Here is a 19731-nt window from a genome sequence, read left to right as displayed (position 1 = left end):
GGGATAGAAAAATGAACTATACATATACAGTAATGATGCAAGAAGAAGCAGAAGAAATTGCGTATAACTGGCATTATGAAGGGGAATATTCCTTTTATGATATAGAGGCAGATGAAGAAGATTTAGCTGAATTTTTACATGATGAGAGTAGGGGGGATCATACCTTTTCCGTGAAGGAAAATGGCACTCTCATTGGATATTTTACTGTTTGTAAAATAAATGATGGGACGGTTGATATAGGTCTTGGAATGAGTCCTAATATAACTGGAAACGGATTTGGTTTACAGTTCATAAACGCTATACTAGCTGTTAGTAAAGAAAAATATGGATGCAAGTATATAACACTATCAGTAGCTACATTTAATAAGAGAGCAATTAAAGTGTATAAAAGGGCAGGGTTTGAAGCAGTTGGGACGTTTATACAGAAAACAAATGGTAGTTATTTTGAGTTTTTGAAAATGAATTATATATGTAAAAATGATTAAAAACAGAAGAATATCCTTCCGTTTTTTTGATGTAGAAATAAATCATACTTTTTGTAATTGGAAGTTTTGAAATTTTGGAAGAGGATGTGTATGATTGAAGTTTAATAGTAAATAGCAAGTTTAGTAAGGAGAGACAGCATGAGTATAATTAAAACGAAAAATGAAATAGATGTAATGCATGAATCTGGAAAGTTACTTGCTTCATGTCATAGAGAAATTGCGAAAATAATGAAACCAGGTATTACAACAAAAGAAATTAATACGTTTGTGGAAGCATATTTAGAACGGCATGGTGCCACATCTGAACAGAAAGGGTACAACGGATATCCATATGCGATATGTGCATCTGTAAATGATGAAATGTGTCATGCGTTTCCGGCCGATGTTCCTTTAACTGAGGGTGATATTGTAACAATTGACATGGTAGTAAACTTAAATGGTGGTCTTTCAGATTCTGCTTGGACGTATAGAGTTGGAAAAGTTTCTGATGAAGCAGAAAAGTTATTACTAGTAGCTGAGAATGCTTTGTATAAAGGCATCGATCAGGCGATAATCGGTAATCATGTAGGAGATATTGGTTATGCGATTGAAAGTTATGTAGCAAGTGAAGGTTTTTCTGTCGCAAGAGACTTTACGGGACATGGAATCGGTAAAGAGATTCATGAAGAACCAGCAATTTTTCATTTTGGGAAGCAAGGACAAGGGCCTGAGTTACAAGAGGGAATGGTAATTACGATTGAGCCAATTGTCAATGTAGGTATGCGATATTCGAAAGTAGATTTAAATGGATGGACTGCGAGAACGATGGATGGGAAATTATCAGCTCAATATGAGCATACAATTGCGATTACAAAAGATGGGCCAATCATTTTAACGAAGTTGTAATTGGGAATGAAAGAGTTTGCAAAACTCGAACAAAAATAGTGGTTTTTAAAAATTTGTACGTGTTTTTTTGATAAATGCTTTTCAAAGCATAAAAAGTACGTTATAATCCTTCTATAAAATAAATAGTTAGCTACACTCATATAATCGCGGGGATATGGCCTGCAAGTTTCTACCGAAGTACCGTAAATACTTTGACTATGAGTGAGGACGAATATAATTGCTTGTTTAGCATTCTTTTTTTGCGAAACTCCAAAAGCGCGTCTCTCACTTGTAACGAGTGGTGGCGGCTTTTGGAGTTTTTTTATTGCATAAGAGGGGGAACAAACATGAAAGTATTACAAGAAAAGATTTTGAACGAAGGAAAGGTTTTATCTGGTGACGTATTAAAGGTAGATGCTTTTTTAAATCATCAAATTGATCCAGTACTTATGCAAGAAATCGGAAAAGAATTTGCTAAACGTTTTAAAGAAGAGAACATTACAAAAATCGTGACGATTGAATCTTCAGGCATTGCACCAGCAGTTATGGCTGCATTAGAGCTTGGTGTAAAAGTAATTTTTGCACGAAAACGTAAATCGTTAACGTTACAAGATAATATGTACGTTGCAAACGTATATTCATTTACAAAACAAGAAACAAATGAAATTTCATTATCTCGAAATCATATCGATGAAAATGATCGTGTATTAATCATCGATGACTTTTTAGCAAACGGTCAGGCTGCTTTAGGTTTAATGAGTTTAGTAGAGCAAGCTGGAGCGAGTATTGCAGGAATTGGAATTGTTATTGAAAAAGCATTTCAAGATGGAGGAAAGAAGCTTCGTGAACAAGGCGTTCGTGTTGAATCACTAGCAGAAATTGCATCACTTGATAACGGCACAGTTACATTTGTACAGCAAGAAACTGCGGAGGTGAAATAAACGATGAAGCAGCATCCATTTAAAATTGCATCGCTTGGTATGCAGCATATGCTTGCAATGTATGCTGGAGCAATTATCGTTCCGCTTATTGTGGGCGGTGGACTTGGTTTAAATCAAAAAGAGTTAACATATTTAGTCTCAATTGATTTATTAATGTGCGGCGTTGCGACAATTTTACAAGCATTATCAAATCGCTTTTTCGGTATAGGACTTCCCGTTGTACTTGGTTGTACATTTACAGCCGTTGGACCGATGATTGCGATTGGAAAACAATACGGTGTGTCTTCAATTTATGGAGCAATTATTGCTGCTGGGTTATTCGTTGTTATTTTTGCGAAATTATTTGGAAAACTTGTAAAACTGTTTCCACCTGTTGTAACAGGATCTGTTGTTACTGTAATTGGAGTTACACTTGTTCCAGCAGCAATTAATGATATGGCTGGAGGAGTAGGAAGTAAGGATTTCGGTAGTCTTGAAAATTTAGCATTAGCATTTGGTGTGTTATTATTTATCATCATTATGTATCGTTTCTTTGATGGATTTATTCGTTCAATCTCTATTTTACTAGGTCTATTGTTCGGTACTATCGTTGCAGCGTTTATGGGGAAAGTAAGTTTGCAAGCGGTTGGAGAGGCGGATTGGTTCCACGGTATTCAACCATTTTACTTTGGTACACCAACATTTGAATTAACACCAATTATTACGATGATTCTCGTTGCTTGTGTAGGGATTGTAGAAGCAACGGGTGTATACTTTGCATTATCTGATATTTGCAATAAAAAAATCGGTGAAAAAGAATTAACAAAAGGCTATCGCGCAGAAGGATTAGCGATGGTGTTAGGTGGCATTTTCAACGCGTTCCCATATACAACATACTCTCAAAACGTAGGACTTGTTCAATTAACTGGAGTAAGAAATCGCGTTATTATTTATACTTGCGGTGGTATGTTAATCGTACTTGGTTTCATTCCTAAAATCGCAGCTATTACAACAATTATTCCGAAATCAGTACTTGGCGGTGCTATGCTCGCAATGTTCGGTATGGTAATGGCATATGGTATTAAAATGTTAAGTAGCGTTGATTTTGGCAAACAAGAAAACTTATTAATTGTTGCATGTTCTGTCGGAATTGGGCTTGGGGTTACAGTTGTTCCTACATTATTCTCACAACTTCCTGAAAACATTCGTATTTTAACAGATAACGGAATTGTACTTGGAAGTGCGTCAGCAGTACTTTTAAATATCGTATTTAATATGGTGCCGCAGCGTAAAGTGAAAGTAAAAGAAGAGCCGGTGTCTATGCAAAGTGCAGTAAGAGAAGCGTAAAAAAGCAAGGTCTCGTTATGAGACCTTGCTTTTCTTTTTAAGTGGCATCATTTTCCCGTAAGTACCAAGACGCCAAATGTACTCAAGTGGCCCGTATTGGTAACGTGACAGCCACCAGCGGCTAATAAAGACTTGCAGCGTGTAGAAACCGATGCAAAATAGTGGTCCTACCCATAATGGAGCAAGATAATCATTTTTGAACAATAGTCCGAATACAAGTAATGTAACAATTGTATGCGAGATGTAATTTGTTAATGCCATTCGTCCAACGTATTGGAATGGACGTAATAACGTTTGCCATTTTTCTTTTTGTAATAAACGCATTAGAGTGAAAATGTAGAATATGAATAACGTTTTTCCGCTAAACATTGTAAAGACCTGCATATAAATTGGTTCATAAAATGGTTTTGATAAGAAGTAACGGACCATGAAGAACCACATTGGTAATGTTAAAAGGAACATAATAATTTGCCATTTTTTAAGTTTTGGATCTAACTCTTTCGTGCGGCGGAAAATATCCTTTTTGCCGGCGTATAAACCAAGTAAAAATAGCCCAACTGTTTCTGGAAGCATAAGTAAATTTAATCCAATTCCATCAGCGTAAAATGCATGGAAACGATTTTGTATTTGTGACAGCCAGTCTTCTAATGGCATGATAGGTAAGGAAAAACCTAGCTCTTCCTTTGGTACCAATGCAACCGTAATACCAGCCATTAGCATAATGAATTGAAAAATACTCAATAAAACGATAGCCCATATTAAAATAGTACGAGGTTCTCTCTTATAAAATAAAAATAAGAAAAATCCAGCAATCGCATAAGTATGTAAAATGTCTCCGTCCCATAAAAGAACGTAATGTAAGAAACCGAATAATAATAAAATAAATAAGCGGCGAACAAATAAAATTTTTGGATGATCTGTTTTCGCTTCAGCACGACTCATAAAAATATAAAAACCTAATCCGAATAAAAACGAAAAAATTGTATAAAATTTCGTTTGAATAAACATATCGTAAAATAGGCGAATGTAGCTGTCTATCCCTTCGTAAATTCCTGAAAGATCACGTGAGTCAACCCCGGCGATAACAGGCCAATTCACAAGAAAAATACCTAGTACAGCTATTCCTCTAATAACATCAATGGAGTGTATCCTCTCGCCTTGTGTGAGATTTTGTGTCATTTTTTTCCTCCTTGTTAAGTAATTCCCTTTTATTATACAAAATGTAAGGTGGGGGGGATAGGGGATATTTCCATTTTTTTAAACTGTTAAGTTATGTAGGATGAGATATAATAAGAGTGCACAACAAGTTTTAACCTTTTTCAAAACAGGCAGTAAAGCTCCTTCTTATAAGGAGCTTTCTTTATGAAAAGTGTTGATAATGATTCTCTTTAATGATAAACTGTATTCAAAAGTGATAATCATTATCAAAAAAGGTTGGTGCATCAGTATGGTATATGCATTAGTAGCAGGTACGGTAGCTGTATATGCAGTTATTGCAAAGTATGTTTTAAATGGAGTAGGAACAGCAAAATGAGTGATATGACATAAAATCCCTTTCATTTGTAAAAAGAATGAAAGGGATTTTTTATTTTTAATGAGAATATGCTGAAAATTTAGTATGATAGTAAAGTGAAACTGTAATCAATGGGTAGGTGTAACTCTCACTGGTTATGAGCTCGCAAATAGCGGGGAAAAGTATATACATCTTGGATAAAGGGGAACAAGGGGATGACAAACATAGTACAGACAAACGGTATGAAAAAACTTGTTTGTTTTTATGAAGAGTGGCAAAAACACGGCGATGCAGAGAATAGTTTAAAGTTGTTTGAGGTGATTCAAAAATATAAACAAGAACAGCTTATGATAGCGTTCTGTGGTCACTTCTCTGCAGGGAAATCAACGATGATGAATCATCTATATAAAGCGCAGTTGTTACCAACAAGTCCAATTCCGACAAGCGCTAACGTTGTCAAGATTGAAAAAGGAATGGATCGTGTTGTTGTAACGGTTAAATCTGGAGAACAGTACGAGTATGACGGTGCATATTCAGCTGAAGAATTAAAACAAATTTGTAAAGATGGTGATGAGGTAATTGGTGTTCACATTTATCGGAATGATGCGCCAATTCCTGAAGGTGTTATGTTAGTAGATACACCAGGGATTGACTCAACAGATGATGCCCATCAATTAGCGACAGAATCAACGCTACATCTAGCAGACGTAATTTTTTATATGATGGATTATAATCACGTCCAATCGGAAGTGAATTTGCAATTTGTTAAAGAATTGAAACAACGTAATAAAACGGTTTATCTCGTTGTCAATCAAATAGATAAACATAAAGAAAATGAATTGTCGTTTGAGAATTATAAAGATAGTGTAAAGCAATCGTTCTCTAACTGGGATATTGAAGTAGATGGAGTATATTATACGTCATTACGAATGATGAACCATCCACATAATGAAATTGGAAGCTTAGAAACGTTAATTACTTCTATTATGAAAGAAAAAGAGCAGTATGTAAGGACTGGAATGGAGCGAGAAACAGAATATTTAATGGGGGAACATTTCTCGTTTATTGTTTCTGAAAATGAAAAAGCTCTTTTGAAATATGAGGAAGAGTTAGCATCACCACTTTCTATTTCAGAGGTAGTTGAAAAGAAGGAAGAGTTAACGGAAGCGAAAAATCGTGAGGCAAGTAAAGAGTCTCATGTGAGAAATGAATTTATAAAAGGCCTACAAGCTATATTAGATAACGCGTATTTAATGCCATTTGAAATGAGAGAATTGGCAAATGCGTACTTAGAAACGAAATTAACAAAGTTTAAAGTCGGTTTGCTATTTGCGAAAGGAAAGACGGAGCAAGAAAAACAAAGGCGTGTAGAGGCGTTTTATTCTGCCCTTCAAAAGACTGTTGAAACGCAGCTTGATTTTCATGTGAAGGAATTTATTGTAGCCTTCTTAAAAGAAGAAGGATTGTTCACGGAGGAAATTGGGAAAGACATATATGGGTTAGAAATTGCTTTCGGACCAGAAATGTTGGCTGAGGTAATTAAACAAGGCGCAGGTTTCACAGGTGATTACTTACTTCTTTATACAGCGGATGTAGCGAATGAACTAAAGAAGCGTTATTTTATAAAAGCGCAGCAAATTTTTGATAAAAGTGCGGTCGTTTTAAAGCAAAAGGTGAGAGAAGCAGTTGCTCGTATTGAAGAAGAGATTGAAACACATACGATGCTGCAAACGGCGAAAGAAACACAATTACAATACAGTAACAATTTGGAGGCATATGAAGACTATTTACGAAATGTTTGGCACGATCATGTTGCTATGCCTGAAGGGCTGCAAATAGATGAGATATTGCAAAGGGAAAAGCAAATTGTTAGTGAGAAATTTACACTACAAGAGCAGGAAATCGTAAACGATAACGTAGCGGTTCATGAAGAAGAGCTGAAAGGAACGGCGGCTTTAAATATTCAGCGGATATTAGAGAAAGTGAAAAAAGCTGAAACGATATTAGAGCCATTGCCAGCGCTGAAACATGTACAGCAAGAGGTAATAGAGAAAAGAAGACGTGTGGAAACAAAACAATTTACAGTAGCGTTATTCGGGGCATTTAGTGCTGGAAAATCATCATTTGCCAATGCCTTACTCGGTGAGAAAGTACTTCCTGTATCACCAAACCCGACGACGGCAACGATTAATCAAATTTTGCCGGTTACAGAGGAAAAACCACACGGAACAGTAATGGTTCAATTTAAATCAAAGCAAGCTTTATTAGAAGATATGAAAGCTGTTTATAAGCTATTTCATTATGAGATTACTACGTTAGATGAAGCGTTAGCACAAATTGATAAAGTTATGAAGTATCCTTCACCAACTGGAAAGCAAAAAACAACATTTAGCTTTTTACGAGCGGTACAAAAAGGGTATGATACGGTTTCTTCTCATTTAGGAGAGCAAGTACAAGTTACATTAGAAGAGTTTTCTGATTATGTAGCGAATGAAGAAAAATCGTGTTTTGTTGAGTACATGGAGCTTTATTATGATTGTGCATTAACAAGGCAAGGCGTAGCGCTTGTAGACACACCTGGAGCGGATTCTATCAATGCTCGCCATACGGATGTTGCATTCCAGTATATTAAAAACGCAGATGCTATTTTATTTGTAACATATTATAACCATGTATTCTCTCGTGCTGACCGTGAATTTTTAATTCAGCTTGGTCGTGTAAAGGATACTTTTGCCCTTGATAAAATGTTCTTCTTAATTAATGCGGCGGATTTAGCAGAGTCTGAAGAAGAACTTGAAATGGTAAAAGGTTATATCGCAGATCAGCTACTGCAATACGGTATTAGAAATCCGCGTTTATTTGCAATTTCAAGTTTATGTGCGCTTGAAGAGAAACAAGGAAAGAATGTTGAAAAAGAGAAGTATGGTATTTTACAAAACTCTGGGATTACTAAGTTTGAGGAATCATTTACATCCTTTATGATGAGAGATTTAATGCTTGTTTCTGTGCATGCTCTATATGGTGCGTTGCAAGGGGCAAATCAGCTTTTAGTAAACATGATAAAGGGTGCAAAGCAGGGAAATGAAGAGAAAGAGAAGCAAACGAAAAAATATGAAGCAGAGCGTGATCAACTACTTCATATCATTTCTTCATATAGTGTACTTGCTGAAGAACAGGCGATGCAAAATGAAGTGAAAGAGTTGCTTTATTACGTGCAACAGCGTCTATTCCTACGCTATAACGATGTGTTTACTGAATTTATTAATCCGGCGTCACTTCGAACGGATGGAAATGTGAAAACACAATTGCAACAGTGTGTTATGGAATTAGTAGCATTTATTCAGCATGATTTATTGCAAGAAATGCGTGCGACATCATTACGCCTTGAAAAATGGATAGATGAAGCGATGAAGCGTGCAAAGGACGAAATTGTAGTGAACTGTAAAGTAGAAAATGAATCAATTTCTATGAATGGAACAGTGGAGTATGAATATAAAGATATTACACATAAAGAACCGTTTCCTTCAGTTGAAATAAAAGATTTCAAAAAAGCATTGGCACATTTTAAAAATGAGAAAAGCTTTTTTGAAAAGAATGACAAAGCTTTTATGCAAGAAGACGCTAAATCTGTATTAGAACCGCTCGTATCAAACTATGTAGCTGATGAAAAAGATTTATTTGTTCATCATTATAAGCAAGAGTGGGATATGAAGTGGAACTTATTCCAAAAAGTGATGCAGCAAGATGTGATGAACTATTATGAAAGTATATTGTTTGCACTGGCTGAAACGATTGATGTATCTCTATATGAACAAAGTAAAGAACAATTGCAAAAGCAGTTAGTAGAGATTGAAAAAGAAATTTATGTTATATAGTCGTTAGGAGAAAAAGATTCGTTCAATTTTCTTTTGCAGTACAGTATCTAAAGATTTTACAAATCCAGCAAATTCATCGGTAGAAATCATATGAGTAAGAACGAGTCGTCTGCCATCTGGTGTTTCACCGCATAAGACGAATGAAGAAAATTCATATGTTTTGTTTTCAACTACTAATTTTGGATAGGAATACGTGTCGCTTTTCTTCTTCTTTCCATCAATAGAGATGACGTTGCATTTTTTCTCATTGTTGTCCATGGTGAATCCCTCCTTTCTATTACTTATGGTAGACAAGGAGGGTTTAGAACAATAGAGAAGGGGGAATTTTTTATGTCTGTTGTAATAGAACGTATTCCAAAAGAGGCTATACCGAAGTCTCTATTGTTACTTGCTGATCCAAGTGAACGGCAAATAGCTACGTATGTACAAAGAGGATTAACATACGTAGCTAAGCAGGGGGGAAGCGTTATCGGTGTATATGTTCTTTTGGAAACAAGGCCAAAGACGATGGAAATCATGAATATTGCGGTTGCAGAGTATTTGCAAGGAAAAGGGATTGGGAAGAAGCTATTAAGGCATGCTGTAGAAACTGCTAAAGGATACGGTATGTCAAAACTTGAAGTTGGTACAGGCAATTCTAGTGTTTCACAACTTGCTTTATATCAAAAATGTGGATTTCGTATTTTTTCTATTGATTTTGATTACTTTTCGAAGCATTATGAAGAAGAGATTATTGAAAATGGGATTGTATGTCGTGATATGATCCGGCTTGCAATGGAATTGAATAAAAACGTATAACTATTTAGGGGGAAGAGAAGATGGAAGTACATAAAGCAATTACAGCACATTCTCGTAAACAAAATGAAAGTGTAAAAGCATGTTTACAATTAGATGCACAGCGTGAAGCAGCTATTGAAGCAGCCGTATCTCTTGCGTCAAATGGGAAAGAATTTTCGGTTGATGTCATTAATGTTGTAACGAAGCAAATTAATGATCTTGCAAAAAATGGTGTTACCTTGCAGCGTAAATATGTTACAGAAGAAATGGTTATGGAGTATGTAAGTCGTTTGAAAGAGAAAGAAGGTCGTTAAAGATGATAGTTACAGTCGAATGGTTACGTGAGCATATAGAAGATGAGAATGTCCGTATAATCGATTGTCGTTTTGATTTAGCGAATCCTAATTGGGGTAGAGAAAAGTATGAAGAAGGACATATTCCTCATGCGTTATATTTTGATTTGAATTTAGATTTATCAAGTCCTATAGCAGAACATGGTGGCCGCCATCCTTTACCAGATATTGAGGAGTTTGCAGACAAGCTTTCGGAGGCTGGTATTGATGAGCATACGACAGTAATTGCGTATGACAGTCAAGCCGGTGCAAATGCTGCTCGTTTATGGTGGTTATGTAACTATGTAGGACATGAGAAAGTATATATATTAGATGGTGGTTTCCCGGCTTGGAAAGAGAATGGACTACCGACAACAGCGGAAATTCCTGTTGCTATACGAAAAACATTCAAAGCTAATATACAAGATCATATGCTTGTAACGATGGAAACGGTCAGAGAGAATATCCGTGCAGGTGCGGATGTTACATTAATTGATTCTAGAGAGCCGAAACGTTATGCTGGTGTAGAGGAACTTGTCGATCATAAAGCAGGACATATTCCAACAGCGGTAAACCATTTCTGGAAGGATGGAATGTTGCAATCAGGACAATTTAAGAATGAAGCTGGGCAACAAGAACGATTCCAAAATCTGTCGAAAGATAAGGAAACAATCGTATATTGTGGTTCTGGTGTTACGGCATGTCCAAATATCGTTGCATTAAAATTGGCTGGATTCCAAAATGTAAAATTGTATGCAGGTAGCTGGAGTGATTGGATTTCTTATCCAGAAAATCAAATTGCAAAAGAAGAAGATTAATCACTTGCATGCAAAAATAATTTGTATTAAAATAAGGTCACAAGCAAGAGATTGCTCGAAAAACTTTGTATTTTACACATTAGAAACAATGTGATAATATAACGACAAGTAAATAATACATCCTGCGGTGTGCGTAACTTATTTATGTCTAAAACCGATGTTAGTTATACGGAAGCTCAATATTTAGCGACCATCATCAAGCCTTCCTTGTGGAGGAAGATGTACGGTAACTGTGAGGGCATCCACCTGCGAGTAGCGGGTTTTTGGACATTTACGAGGAGCGGCACGTGCGGGGGTCTTATTTCAACTAACCTTATATAAAATTCCTACGGTGTACGTAGCTTATGCATGTCTTAAACCAATAAGTTTAATATGGAAGTTCAATATTTAAATGTAGCTAACATGCCATCTTTTTAAGAAGGAAGTTACAAACATTTGTGAGAGCATCCACCTGTGAGAGCAGGTTTATGGACATCTAGAGAGAACGGCATATGTGGGGCTATATAAAAACCTTACGTTTTATACGTAAGGTTTTTTTGTTGCATAGATATATCAATATTATCTTGATTCACCTGTGAAGTTTCCGTAATAAATGTAGCACTTTCTGTCTTCATCAATCTCTCTTGAATCTAAGGAGAACTCCATAGACATGCCGTCTCGCTGAATATATATAATATCTGAATGAAGAGATGGTAAAATTTCTTCATAGTTCCATACATCTTGACTATCTACTATGTTTGAACTCGTTTCACTTAGTTCTCTAATTTCAAAACCGATGTAGGAGTATGTAGGGTCTGAAGGGTCATTTGTGAAAACTTCTTTTTGAATATAAATAACTGCTGTTCCGTCTGGATCAACCGAAGTTGCAGTAACAACATAAGTATTTTTCTCTTTAATAAAATATTCACAAGTCATGCGTGCGATAATTTCAGAATTAGAAATATTGGCGTAGTTCCATAAAGCAGGATACCCTTTTGTTTCATCATTAAGTCGATATTCTAAGCGCATTTAATCCCTCTTCTTCCTTTTTCTTCTACTTTATCATGCTATCCTATATAATAGGAATAGAATTTAAAAAGGGGAGTGCGAAGGTGACAAAAACGAAATGGCTAGTAGGTGGTGTCGTAACGTCTTTAATGACTGGCACTTTATTTGGTTGCGCACAAGATCTTCCCCCAAAACCGAATGATAATAGTTGTTCTGATTGGGATTGGGATGATGAACTTGGGGTATGGCAGTGTGATGATAGTAGTTCAGGTTATCGTGGGCATTACTTCTATGGTGGGCGATACTATCAAAATAAATCCACTTTTAAAAATTCATCGGCGTTTAAATCGTATCAATCGTCTGCTGAATTTAAAGGTGGAATTGGAAGCGGTTCAAAGGGAGGATTTGGGGGCTAAAATATGTCGCAATACATAAGGGATCGAAAAGAATTTTATTTAAAATATCCGAATTTTTGGTCGGATTTATATGAATGTGAGTATAGTTTGTTTCATGTTTTTTCTATAACAAATCAGACTTTGGAACAATTACACTTAGCGACTGAACGAATGGGTAAAATATTTTTTAAGACTGCTAGACTTTTGCGAAATTTAAGTGACGAACAGCTTCTTGAGCTTGGTTTTCCTCCTGCGAGCTTATCATTCATTAGAATGAAAGGGCTTTATCCTGAATCTGTAATTTCGCGATTTGATTTTGCCGTAACAGAGGATAACCAAATCAAAATGCTTGAGTTTAATAGTGATACACCAACTTTTATTATGGAATGCTTTCAAATGAATGGGAAAGTATGTGAAAATCTAGGCTATGATGATCCAAACTCGGATCAAGAACGATTGCTATCTTCTGGTGTAACGAAAGCAGTAATGGAAGCGACAAAGGGATTAGATAATCCAAATGTTGTTTTTACAGCACATCATGAACATATCGAGGATTGGAATACCATTATGTATTTAAGTCAGCTATGCCATGTTGAAAATAAAGTAGTGCCAATGTCAGAACTTAGAATTACAAAGGATGCTCTAGTCGATAAAGATGGGGCGAAGATTGATGTTTTATATCGCCAAACATATCCGATAGAAGATTTAATTGAGGATCAAGATCCTGAAACAGGAGATTTGGTAGGTGTGGAATTGTTACAACTTGTAAAAGCCAGAAAGCTTTTTATAATAAATCCTTTGTCAGCATTTTTACTTCAGCCAAAATCAATTCAGTGTCTTATTTGGGGGTTAGCAGAAGAAGAGGCCTTTTATACAAATGAGGAACAACAGTGGATTAAAGAGTATATGTTACCTACATATTTAGAACCAGATTTATTTTTAGGAAAAGGTTCTTTTGTTCAAAAACCTTCATTTGGGAGAGAAGGAGATACAATTACGATTCGCGATAAAGACGAAAATATTATGCTTCAAAATGCACACCAAACATATAAAGCGTCACTGCCGATATTTCAAAAGTATATCGAACTGCCAGTCGTATCCTTGGAAACAGAAAAAGGGATCGAGAAACTGTCATATGTGTTTGGTTCGTTTTTAATTGCTGGAAAAGCGAGTAGTATCGGTATTCGTGCGGGAGAAAAGATTACAGGAAATGAATCGTACTATTTACCGGTAGGTATAAAAAGGAGGGGAAAAAATGATTAATTTTTTATTATATTTAGTAGTAACACTCGGCCTTTTATGTATAGGTCTGTTCTTGATGGAAGTGACAACGAAAGTAAAGGAATTTAAATTAATGGCTCAAGGAAATAAGGCGGTAAGCTATGTGCTTGGAGGACGATTACTTGGGTTAGCTGTTGTTTTATATTCGACAGCAGCTAATTCAATTTCACTTCTTGATATGATTTCGTGGGGAGCAGTTGGGATTTTGGCTCAAATTATCGTCTTTTATTTAGCTGAGTGGCTTACACCACGCTTTAATATAAACAAAAGTCTCGAAGAAGATAATCAAGCAGTCGGTCTTTTTCTTATGTTTTTATCGCTTTCAATTGGGATTGTAATCGCTGGTTGTATAACTTATTAAAAACTTTACGTTTAAACGTAAAGTTTTTTATTTTATCCCGTAAAAGCCCGATTGGTGAGGGCTGATTAAAGTTTCACTTTATATATGTTAGTTTGCCATACCTTTTGAAAAAATTGTAGGCTACGGTTGACATCTATTTTAAATAAGAGTAACATTTTCAATGTAATGAAAATAAGTCTCTGTTAGGTGAGGCTCCTGTATAGAGAAATGCTACTGCCCAAAAATGTCGAGAGACGCCAATGGGTCAACAGGAATGATCGAATTAAGGTTTTTCTTAACGTAGCTGGTAATGTACCTATGCTATACAGTGCTAAAACTCGGTGAGGGAGAGGTCCGTAGATTTCTAATTATATTAGAAATCGTTTATTTGTGTATGTAATGGCCGCTACTCTCTTAAGGGTAGGGGCCTTTTTTGTTACCAAGCTATGAGTAATTTCATAGTATAAACTATAAAATTAAACGAGGAGGTGAGGAGCATGTCAAATTCTGACTCGGTTCCGTTACCCATATACTTCAAATCAAAAATATATGATGTAGGCAGGAAACGATTTGTTCCTCCCTCTATATTTATCACAATGTAGCGTTTATAAAGCGCGAGACACTTTCACAGTAAAGTGGATAAATTGAGAAACAAAGCGTTTCTTCCTATGTTCTAAAGGAGGAGACGATAATATGTTATATGCAAACAAAACTGTGGGTAACACGTCATATAAACTAAGTAAAAAATCAATAAAAGAACAAACAATGCTCCAAAAAAATAAAGATTTATTAATTGAAATTGCAACAAGAGATGTAAAATCTGTATTTGCATATTTTAAAACAACAAGAGACGGACTATCAATGAAAGAGGCACAAAAACGTATTCAAGTATATGGCCGAAATGAACTAACTTCAAAAAGAGCACTTCTTGCAGAAGTAATGATGAAGCTAGGTGGCATGATTCCAGGTTTTTCAAAACAACGTGTGTGTGATGAATTACAACGTGAAACGATTACTGTATCTAGAGTAGAATGTTCTAGTAGTACAGGGCTAAATAGTGAACTGAAAATGATGGAGATACCTGTGCAAGAACTTGTACCTGGAGATATGATTTTTCTTTCGGCTGGAGATGCTGTGCCAGCTGATGTACGTATTATTTATGCAGATGATTTATTAGTGAATGAGTCTGTGTTAACGGGAAACGAAGCGAATATAGAGAAGTTTGAGAGCTGCTATCACCTTGAACGTAAACGATTTATTCCATTAAAACGGATGAAAGATTATAATCCACTGGAGCTTGAAAATGTATGTTTTAAAGGTTCGCATATCGTTAGTGGAAATGCAAAAGCTATCGTTGTTTCTACTGGAAAAAATACGTATTCAGGCATCTTGCATACCTGTTGTAGTAGAACGTCTTAATGTGTTAATGATGCTAAATATACAAAAACAATGTATAATAGACAAAGTTGAGCAAAAACGTAGAATGGTAATCTATTTATATAACCTTACGTGATAACGTAAGGTTATTATTTTTTTAATAGGAGAGGAATTATGAAAAAAGTATTATTAGTTGATGGTATGGCACTATTATTTCGTGCTTTTTACGCAACAAGTGTCTACGGACAATTTATGAAACGACAAGATGGAACCCCTACGAACGGGATTCATGGTTATATGAAACACTTATTAACAGCTACGCAAGCGATCGAACCAACACATATCGTTACATGCTGGGATATGGGAAGTACGACATTTAGAACAGAATCGTTCTCGAATTATAAAGCAAATCGTGCAGCGCCACCAGAAGAATTAATTCCTCAATTCGATTTAGTGCAAGAAATGACTGCGAAATTATCCATTCCAGTTATCGGTATGAAAGGCTACGAAGCCGATGATTGTATCGGTACGCTTGCAAAACAATATTGCAATGAAGCTGAAGTTTATATTTTAACAGGTGATACGGATTTACTTCAACTTGTTGATAAGAACGTTACAGTTATGCTTCTGCGTAAAGGAATTGGAAATTACGAATATTACACACCGGAGAAAATCATGGAAGAAAAAGGTGTAGAGCCGTGGCAAATCGTCCATGCAAAAGCTTTCATGGGAGATACAAGTGATAATTATCCAGGTGTAAAAGGTATCGGTGAAAAAACAGCGTATAAGCTTATTCAAGAGCACGGAACAGTATCAGCTGTACTAGAAAATGTAGGATCATTAACAAAAGCGCAGCGTACGAAGATTGAAAGTGATTTAGAGAACTTAAATATTTCGTTACAATTAGCCCAAATTCACTGTGAAGTTCCAATTTCATGTTCACTAGAAGAAGGGTTACACACAATGGATGAAGAAAAACTTAGATTTGTTTGTGAAGAAATGAATTGGGGAAGACCTGAAATATTAATAAATATGCTATAAATAGTTTGGAAAGAGGGATGTTGCATAAGTCGAACTTTGACTTGGTGACACCTTCTTTTTGTTTTTGTAAACAGTATTATAGTAAATAAAATTATGTCGAACTCAATTTTAAATATATAAATGTTTCGACAAGATATAATGATAAAAGTTGATGAAAATAGTAACTTTTATAATGAAGTGAATTAATTTTAACATAGTTTTATATAATCACTTTTTTGTGTTCACAAAGTTGTCAGAAAATAAATGGAATTTTCATATGAAGTTCAAATAGAATTCACAACAATCAATTATTATAAGAACACACAGATAATTCTTTATCTTTTATATAAATCATCCCCCAAGGAGGACAATGAAAATGAGAAAAAAAGTGAGAAAATCTTTTAAACAATTATTAATTGAAAATAAACAATCACTATTAAATAATAAAGAAAATATGAAAGAAATTGAAGAGAGAATTGAGAAACGACATGTAGCATATAGTGGTGCCAGTAATTAAATAAAATAAAAAAGATAGCCTATGTAGGCTATCTTTTTTATTTTATATTGAAAAAACGCTATTCAGCTCTTTAATTTTGTAAATATGCAAGATATTTTTATAGCGTTTTTCTATCAATATTACTCATTTTTCGAGGTTGAAATTGGTATATACCAATTTTTGAGATTCGCTATTCATAATATTACAAAAAATGTTACAATACACTCAAATTTATACTATAAAATCATTTTAATATGAAAAATTGGAATGAAAAGAAAGGAGAGGAATATGAATAAAGATGTCGCTTTGAAATGATTATTATCATTTCATTAGGAGTTGATGTAAAACGATGAAGAGATACGAAGAATTGGACTCTATAAGAGGGATTTCTTCATTAGTAGTAATGATTGGTCATCATTTAATGATTTTTTCAGCATTTCAAAATTACAGTTATGAAGATAATAAACCATTTGTTGTGTATCTATTAAAAGAAACGCCTGCTCGTCTAATTTTTAGTAGTGGTAATGAATCTGTTATTATCTTTTTTGTTTTGAGCGGATTTGTTTTGTATGAATCTATTCAAAAAAACTATAGTAGCTATGGATCATACCTTTTAAAACGTATATGCAGAATATATATTCCTTATATTGTGGCAATAATTATAGCTATTATATGCCAGGCTACAATTAGTGAAAATGGTATTTCTTATTTAAGTGAATGGTTTAATCGCTCATGGACGATTGAAAGCTCTTCAAGCTTAATGGCACAACATATTTTATTGGTTGGGAAATATAATACAGATGCATATAACGGTGTGATTTGGTCACTTGTCCATGAAATGCGAATATCAATAATTTTTCCGTTAATTTTGATGATTTGCTTACGAAAAACGTTGAGGTGTTCATTACTATTATTGTTTAGTTTTAGTATATGTTCTGTAGTAATATTATTTTTGTTTCGCTCGGGCTTAACATTAACAAGCTATGCATTAACATTGCATTACACGGTGCTGTTTTTACTAGGAGCACTAGTTGCGAAGTATAAAAATAATTTAATAGTTTTTTATAGTAATTGTACTAAAAACACGAAAATTGCATGGTTTTTATTTGCGAGTTTACTTTTTATGTATGAAGGGCTTATTGGAGAAATGAAAGTGCTCAATAATTTTATATTTCGAGACTACGTAGTGGCGATAAGTGCAAGTCTATTTGTCATATTAAGCTTGTCAATATCAACTTTGTCGTCCTTGCTACGCAATAAATACTTGTTATATTTGGGGAAGATTTCTTACAGTCTTTATTTATACCATATTATATCGTTGTTTTCCCTTATATACATGCTCCATGAAATATTACCGTTGCCTATTATTTTAATTTTTTCACTTGTTTTTTCGTTTATACTTGCAATGCTTTCGTATGTATATGTAGAAAAGTTTGCATTCGGAGTTGGAAAGTATGTAACAAAACAAGTGGATAGAAGAGAGAAAGGGTTATCTGTAAAGAGTGAATTGCAGGATGTTATTCAGAAAAGGGCGGTGAAATAATTGAAGCAAGAAATGAGTATAAAAGATTTTCAACAATTATTGAAAAGAAGATTCGTAACGATTATTTTAACGATGTGTTGTTTAACCGCTTCTTTAGTTCTTATCTCTATGTATGTTTTAAAGCCGTCATATCAATATTCAACGCAAATTCTTGTTGGGAATTTAGATGAATTTAATAAGGAAAATTCAACAAATAAAACACAAGAGAATAAGCAACTAGTAACATCGTATGTTGATATTTTAAAAAGCCCATTAATTATTTCAACAGTCAAAAAAACTTTGAAATTAGAGCAATCAAGTCATGAATTAGCACAAAAAATCTCGGTTGTGAATACGGACAACTCACAAATTGTAACTGTTACAGTAAAAGATTCCAATCCGAAAATCGTGAAAGACATTGTAAAGACATTGGCAGAGCAATCACAACAAAGTTTTCAACAGTACACAAATGTACAAGGTGTGAAAGTGTTGACGGATCCTCAGTTACAGGAACAGGCTGAAAAATTGTTTCCTAAATTTCAACTGATCATTCCTATTTCTTTAATTGTTAGTTTTTTTGTTGGGATAGGTTTAGCTGTATTTCGAGATTATTTTGATGAACGTATATACACGGAACAAGATTTAGAGAAAATAACAACAGTCTCTGTTATTGGTCACATAAATATGAAACCGAATAGAAAAAAGAAACCTACAGATGTTGATAAACAATCATCTATATATCGAGGTGAACATGTCGATGTTTAGGACAAAGAAACAGCTGCAATTCGATCTACATGATGATCTGATGAAAGAGCAGTTTTATACGGTGTATCACGAGCTGAAAAAATCTGGGAAACAACTGTTCACAGTTAGTTCAACGAAGGACAGAGGGGTTGTTGCCTCGCTTATAGTAAATATGAGTCTAGTGTTTGCGGAAATGAAGAAAAAGGTGTTACTTATTGATGTGAATTTTTCTGACCCTAAATTACATGTATTATTACAAAGTGATCACATGATAACAGTAAACGATATAATAAGCTCTTCCCCCTGCAATTATGAATCTTTTTCTAGTAATTTGTCTAAATACTTATATTGTATTCCTGCAAAAAAAACAGTACACACAGGGACGCCCTTAGTTGCTATGGATGAATTTGATAATGCGATTGCTAAGTGGAAAGAAGATTTTGATTACATTTTCGTTTATTCTTCTGAAGTATTTGAACTTCCTGCTACGCACATAATTGCAGGGAAATGCGATGGGGTGGTTTTAGCAGTTAAAAAGCGAAAAGATTCACTACGTACAGTGCAAAAAGTAATAGCGGATATAAATAGGAAAGAATGTGAATTAATAGGTATAATTTTATATTCTTGAATGTGGGGGT

General features: G+C 34.8%; 21 protein-coding genes, 2 other RNA genes and 2 riboswitches. Of the genes, 20 read left to right on the top strand and 3 right to left on the bottom strand.

What is annotated here, in order from left to right:
- Positions 1 to 11: 11 nt before the first annotated feature.
- The 4 genes from MKY38_RS14145 to pbuX all read left to right on the top strand — a co-directional run bounded on the left by MKY38_RS14145 (position 12) and on the right by pbuX (position 3616).
- Positions 12 to 485 (top strand): GNAT family N-acetyltransferase, encoded by a 474-nt coding sequence (locus tag MKY38_RS14145; protein WP_065223984.1) that lies wholly within the window; start codon positions 12 to 14, stop codon positions 483 to 485.
- A gap of 138 nt (positions 486 to 623) precedes the next feature.
- Positions 624 to 1370 (top strand): type I methionyl aminopeptidase, encoded by a 747-nt coding sequence (locus tag MKY38_RS14140; protein WP_065223985.1) that lies wholly within the window; start codon positions 624 to 626, stop codon positions 1368 to 1370.
- Positions 1371 to 1486: 116 nt separating this feature from the next.
- Positions 1487 to 1588, top strand: a riboswitch (purine riboswitch).
- Positions 1589 to 1696: 108 nt separating this feature from the next.
- A complete protein-coding gene (locus tag MKY38_RS14135) occupies positions 1697 to 2290 on the top strand; it encodes a xanthine phosphoribosyltransferase (RefSeq protein WP_000866483.1) in 594 nt (197 codons plus the stop codon).
- Between the two features lie 3 nt (positions 2291 to 2293).
- Positions 2294 to 3616: a xanthine permease PbuX gene (pbuX, locus tag MKY38_RS14130; protein ID WP_000809222.1), complete on the top strand. Its 1323-nt coding sequence runs from the start codon at positions 2294 to 2296 to the stop codon at positions 3614 to 3616.
- Between the two features lie 15 nt (positions 3617 to 3631).
- Here the strand turns inward: pbuX and MKY38_RS14125 are convergent, their stop codons facing one another.
- Positions 3632 to 4795, bottom strand: a complete 1164-nt coding sequence (locus MKY38_RS14125; protein WP_341049140.1) for a DUF418 domain-containing protein — start codon at positions 4793 to 4795, stop codon at positions 3632 to 3634.
- A 190-nt stretch (positions 4796 to 4985) separates the two neighbouring features.
- On the opposite strand from MKY38_RS14125, the gene MKY38_RS14120 reads away from it, so the two are divergent.
- Both MKY38_RS14120 and MKY38_RS14115 read left to right on the top strand, forming a co-directional pair.
- Entirely contained in the window at positions 4986 to 5150 is a 165-nt protein-coding gene (locus tag MKY38_RS14120; RefSeq protein ID WP_341050378.1) for a hypothetical protein, read from the top strand.
- A 194-nt stretch (positions 5151 to 5344) separates the two neighbouring features.
- Positions 5345 to 9004: a dynamin family protein gene (locus tag MKY38_RS14115; RefSeq protein ID WP_114555620.1), complete on the top strand. Its 3660-nt coding sequence runs from the start codon at positions 5345 to 5347 to the stop codon at positions 9002 to 9004.
- A gap of 3 nt (positions 9005 to 9007) precedes the next feature.
- Here MKY38_RS14115 and MKY38_RS14110 read toward each other — a convergent pair whose 3' ends face one another.
- Complete coding sequence (locus MKY38_RS14110) at positions 9008 to 9262, bottom strand: DUF3931 domain-containing protein (protein WP_000369740.1); 255 nt, start codon at positions 9260 to 9262, stop codon at positions 9008 to 9010.
- Positions 9263 to 9334: 72 nt separating this feature from the next.
- Between MKY38_RS14110 and MKY38_RS14105 the strand changes: the two genes are divergently transcribed.
- The 5 genes from MKY38_RS14105 (at position 9335) to ssrS (MKY38_RS14085) (ending at position 11435) form a co-directional block, all read left to right on the top strand.
- Positions 9335 to 9802 (top strand): GNAT family N-acetyltransferase, encoded by a 468-nt coding sequence (locus tag MKY38_RS14105; protein ID WP_065223989.1) that lies wholly within the window; start codon positions 9335 to 9337, stop codon positions 9800 to 9802.
- 20 nt (positions 9803 to 9822) lie between these two features.
- A complete protein-coding gene (locus MKY38_RS14100) occupies positions 9823 to 10095 on the top strand; it encodes a YpbS family protein (protein WP_000451818.1) in 273 nt (90 codons plus the stop codon).
- Positions 10096 to 10097: 2 nt separating this feature from the next.
- The gene (locus tag MKY38_RS14095; RefSeq protein ID WP_078385340.1) at positions 10098 to 10931 is read left to right on the top strand and encodes a sulfurtransferase; all 834 of its coding nucleotides are present in this window, start codon (positions 10098 to 10100) and stop codon (positions 10929 to 10931) included.
- Between the two features lie 116 nt (positions 10932 to 11047).
- A non-coding RNA gene (ssrS, locus tag MKY38_RS14090) (6S RNA) lies at positions 11048 to 11230 on the top strand.
- A gap of 21 nt (positions 11231 to 11251) precedes the next feature.
- A non-coding RNA gene (gene ssrS, locus MKY38_RS14085) (6S RNA) lies at positions 11252 to 11435 on the top strand.
- A 54-nt stretch (positions 11436 to 11489) separates the two neighbouring features.
- Here the strand turns inward: ssrS (MKY38_RS14085) and MKY38_RS14080 are convergent.
- Complete coding sequence (locus tag MKY38_RS14080; RefSeq protein ID WP_001235526.1) at positions 11490 to 11939, bottom strand: hypothetical protein; 450 nt, start codon at positions 11937 to 11939, stop codon at positions 11490 to 11492.
- Positions 11940 to 12022: 83 nt separating this feature from the next.
- On the opposite strand from MKY38_RS14080, the gene MKY38_RS14075 reads away from it, so the two are divergent.
- The 9 genes from MKY38_RS14075 to MKY38_RS14035 all read left to right on the top strand — a co-directional run bounded on the left by MKY38_RS14075 (position 12023) and on the right by MKY38_RS14035 (position 19721).
- Positions 12023 to 12334, top strand: a complete 312-nt coding sequence (locus MKY38_RS14075) for a hypothetical protein (RefSeq protein WP_000169030.1) — start codon at positions 12023 to 12025, stop codon at positions 12332 to 12334.
- Between the two features lie 3 nt (positions 12335 to 12337).
- Entirely contained in the window at positions 12338 to 13576 is a 1239-nt protein-coding gene (locus MKY38_RS14070) for a glutathionylspermidine synthase family protein (protein ID WP_078385341.1), read from the top strand.
- Positions 13569 to 13955, top strand: coding sequence for a DUF350 domain-containing protein (locus MKY38_RS14065; protein ID WP_000606869.1), 387 nt, complete (start codon positions 13569 to 13571; stop codon positions 13953 to 13955). Before MKY38_RS14070 ends, MKY38_RS14065 begins: the two co-directional genes overlap by 8 nt.
- Before the next feature lie 171 nt (positions 13956 to 14126).
- A riboswitch (M-box (ykoK) riboswitch) is annotated at positions 14127 to 14292 on the top strand.
- Between the two features lie 335 nt (positions 14293 to 14627).
- Positions 14628 to 15353: a P-type ATPase gene (locus MKY38_RS14060; protein ID WP_000964949.1), complete on the top strand. Its 726-nt coding sequence runs from the start codon at positions 14628 to 14630 to the stop codon at positions 15351 to 15353.
- 132 nt (positions 15354 to 15485) lie between these two features.
- Positions 15486 to 16352, top strand: coding sequence for a 5'-3' exonuclease (locus MKY38_RS14055; RefSeq protein ID WP_065223992.1), 867 nt, complete (start codon positions 15486 to 15488; stop codon positions 16350 to 16352).
- Positions 16353 to 16707: 355 nt separating this feature from the next.
- On the top strand, positions 16708 to 16848 hold the full coding sequence (locus MKY38_RS14050) for an FbpB family small basic protein (RefSeq protein ID WP_001228048.1): 141 nt from the start codon (positions 16708 to 16710) through the stop codon (positions 16846 to 16848).
- 328 nt (positions 16849 to 17176) lie between these two features.
- On the top strand, positions 17177 to 18370 hold the full coding sequence (locus tag MKY38_RS14045) for an acyltransferase family protein (RefSeq protein ID WP_341049139.1): 1194 nt from the start codon (positions 17177 to 17179) through the stop codon (positions 18368 to 18370).
- The gene (locus MKY38_RS14040; protein WP_065223994.1) at positions 18371 to 19114 is read left to right on the top strand and encodes a YveK family protein; all 744 of its coding nucleotides are present in this window, start codon (positions 18371 to 18373) and stop codon (positions 19112 to 19114) included. It begins immediately after the preceding gene.
- Positions 19101 to 19721 (top strand): CpsD/CapB family tyrosine-protein kinase, encoded by a 621-nt coding sequence (locus MKY38_RS14035; protein ID WP_114555618.1) that lies wholly within the window; start codon positions 19101 to 19103, stop codon positions 19719 to 19721. Before MKY38_RS14040 ends, MKY38_RS14035 begins: the two co-directional genes overlap by 14 nt.
- Positions 19722 to 19731: the final 10 nt, after the last annotated feature.

This window comes from Bacillus sp. FSL R5-0585 (assembly GCF_038004545.1).
In the GTDB taxonomy this organism is placed as follows: Bacteria; Bacillota; Bacilli; order Bacillales; family Bacillaceae_G; genus Bacillus_A; species Bacillus_A cereus.
The sequence above is the reverse complement of the archived record's forward strand: the minus strand, read 5'-3'. Positions and strand labels throughout refer to the sequence as shown.

Excerpts from the sequence above, each read along its gene's own strand:
- MKY38_RS14125 (WP_341049140.1), bottom strand. The coding sequence starts at position 4,795 with ATGACACAAAATCTCACACAAGGCGAGAGGATACACTCCATTGATGTT.
- MKY38_RS14110 (WP_000369740.1), bottom strand. The coding sequence starts at position 9,262 with ATGGACAACAATGAGAAAAAATGCAACGTCATCTCTATTGATGGAAAG.
- MKY38_RS14070 (WP_078385341.1), top strand. The coding sequence starts at position 12,338 with ATGTCGCAATACATAAGGGATCGAAAAGAATTTTATTTAAAATATCCG.
- MKY38_RS14055 (WP_065223992.1), top strand. The coding sequence starts at position 15,486 with ATGAAAAAAGTATTATTAGTTGATGGTATGGCACTATTATTTCGTGCT.
- MKY38_RS14095 (WP_078385340.1), top strand. The coding sequence starts at position 10,098 with ATGATAGTTACAGTCGAATGGTTACGTGAGCATATAGAAGATGAGAAT.
- MKY38_RS14100 (WP_000451818.1), top strand. The coding sequence starts at position 9,823 with ATGGAAGTACATAAAGCAATTACAGCACATTCTCGTAAACAAAATGAA.
- MKY38_RS14060 (WP_000964949.1), top strand. The coding sequence starts at position 14,628 with ATGTTATATGCAAACAAAACTGTGGGTAACACGTCATATAAACTAAGT.
- MKY38_RS14080 (WP_001235526.1), bottom strand. The coding sequence starts at position 11,939 with ATGCGCTTAGAATATCGACTTAATGATGAAACAAAAGGGTATCCTGCT.
- pbuX (WP_000809222.1), top strand. The coding sequence starts at position 2,294 with ATGAAGCAGCATCCATTTAAAATTGCATCGCTTGGTATGCAGCATATG.
- MKY38_RS14135 (WP_000866483.1), top strand. The coding sequence starts at position 1,697 with ATGAAAGTATTACAAGAAAAGATTTTGAACGAAGGAAAGGTTTTATCT.
- MKY38_RS14105 (WP_065223989.1), top strand. The coding sequence starts at position 9,335 with ATGTCTGTTGTAATAGAACGTATTCCAAAAGAGGCTATACCGAAGTCT.
- MKY38_RS14050 (WP_001228048.1), top strand. The coding sequence starts at position 16,708 with ATGAGAAAAAAAGTGAGAAAATCTTTTAAACAATTATTAATTGAAAAT.
- MKY38_RS14035 (WP_114555618.1), top strand. The coding sequence starts at position 19,101 with ATGTCGATGTTTAGGACAAAGAAACAGCTGCAATTCGATCTACATGAT.
- MKY38_RS14145 (WP_065223984.1), top strand. The coding sequence starts at position 12 with ATGAACTATACATATACAGTAATGATGCAAGAAGAAGCAGAAGAAATT.
- MKY38_RS14140 (WP_065223985.1), top strand. The coding sequence starts at position 624 with ATGAGTATAATTAAAACGAAAAATGAAATAGATGTAATGCATGAATCT.
- MKY38_RS14065 (WP_000606869.1), top strand. The coding sequence starts at position 13,569 with ATGATTAATTTTTTATTATATTTAGTAGTAACACTCGGCCTTTTATGT.
- MKY38_RS14115 (WP_114555620.1), top strand. The coding sequence starts at position 5,345 with ATGACAAACATAGTACAGACAAACGGTATGAAAAAACTTGTTTGTTTT.
- MKY38_RS14045 (WP_341049139.1), top strand. The coding sequence starts at position 17,177 with ATGAAGAGATACGAAGAATTGGACTCTATAAGAGGGATTTCTTCATTA.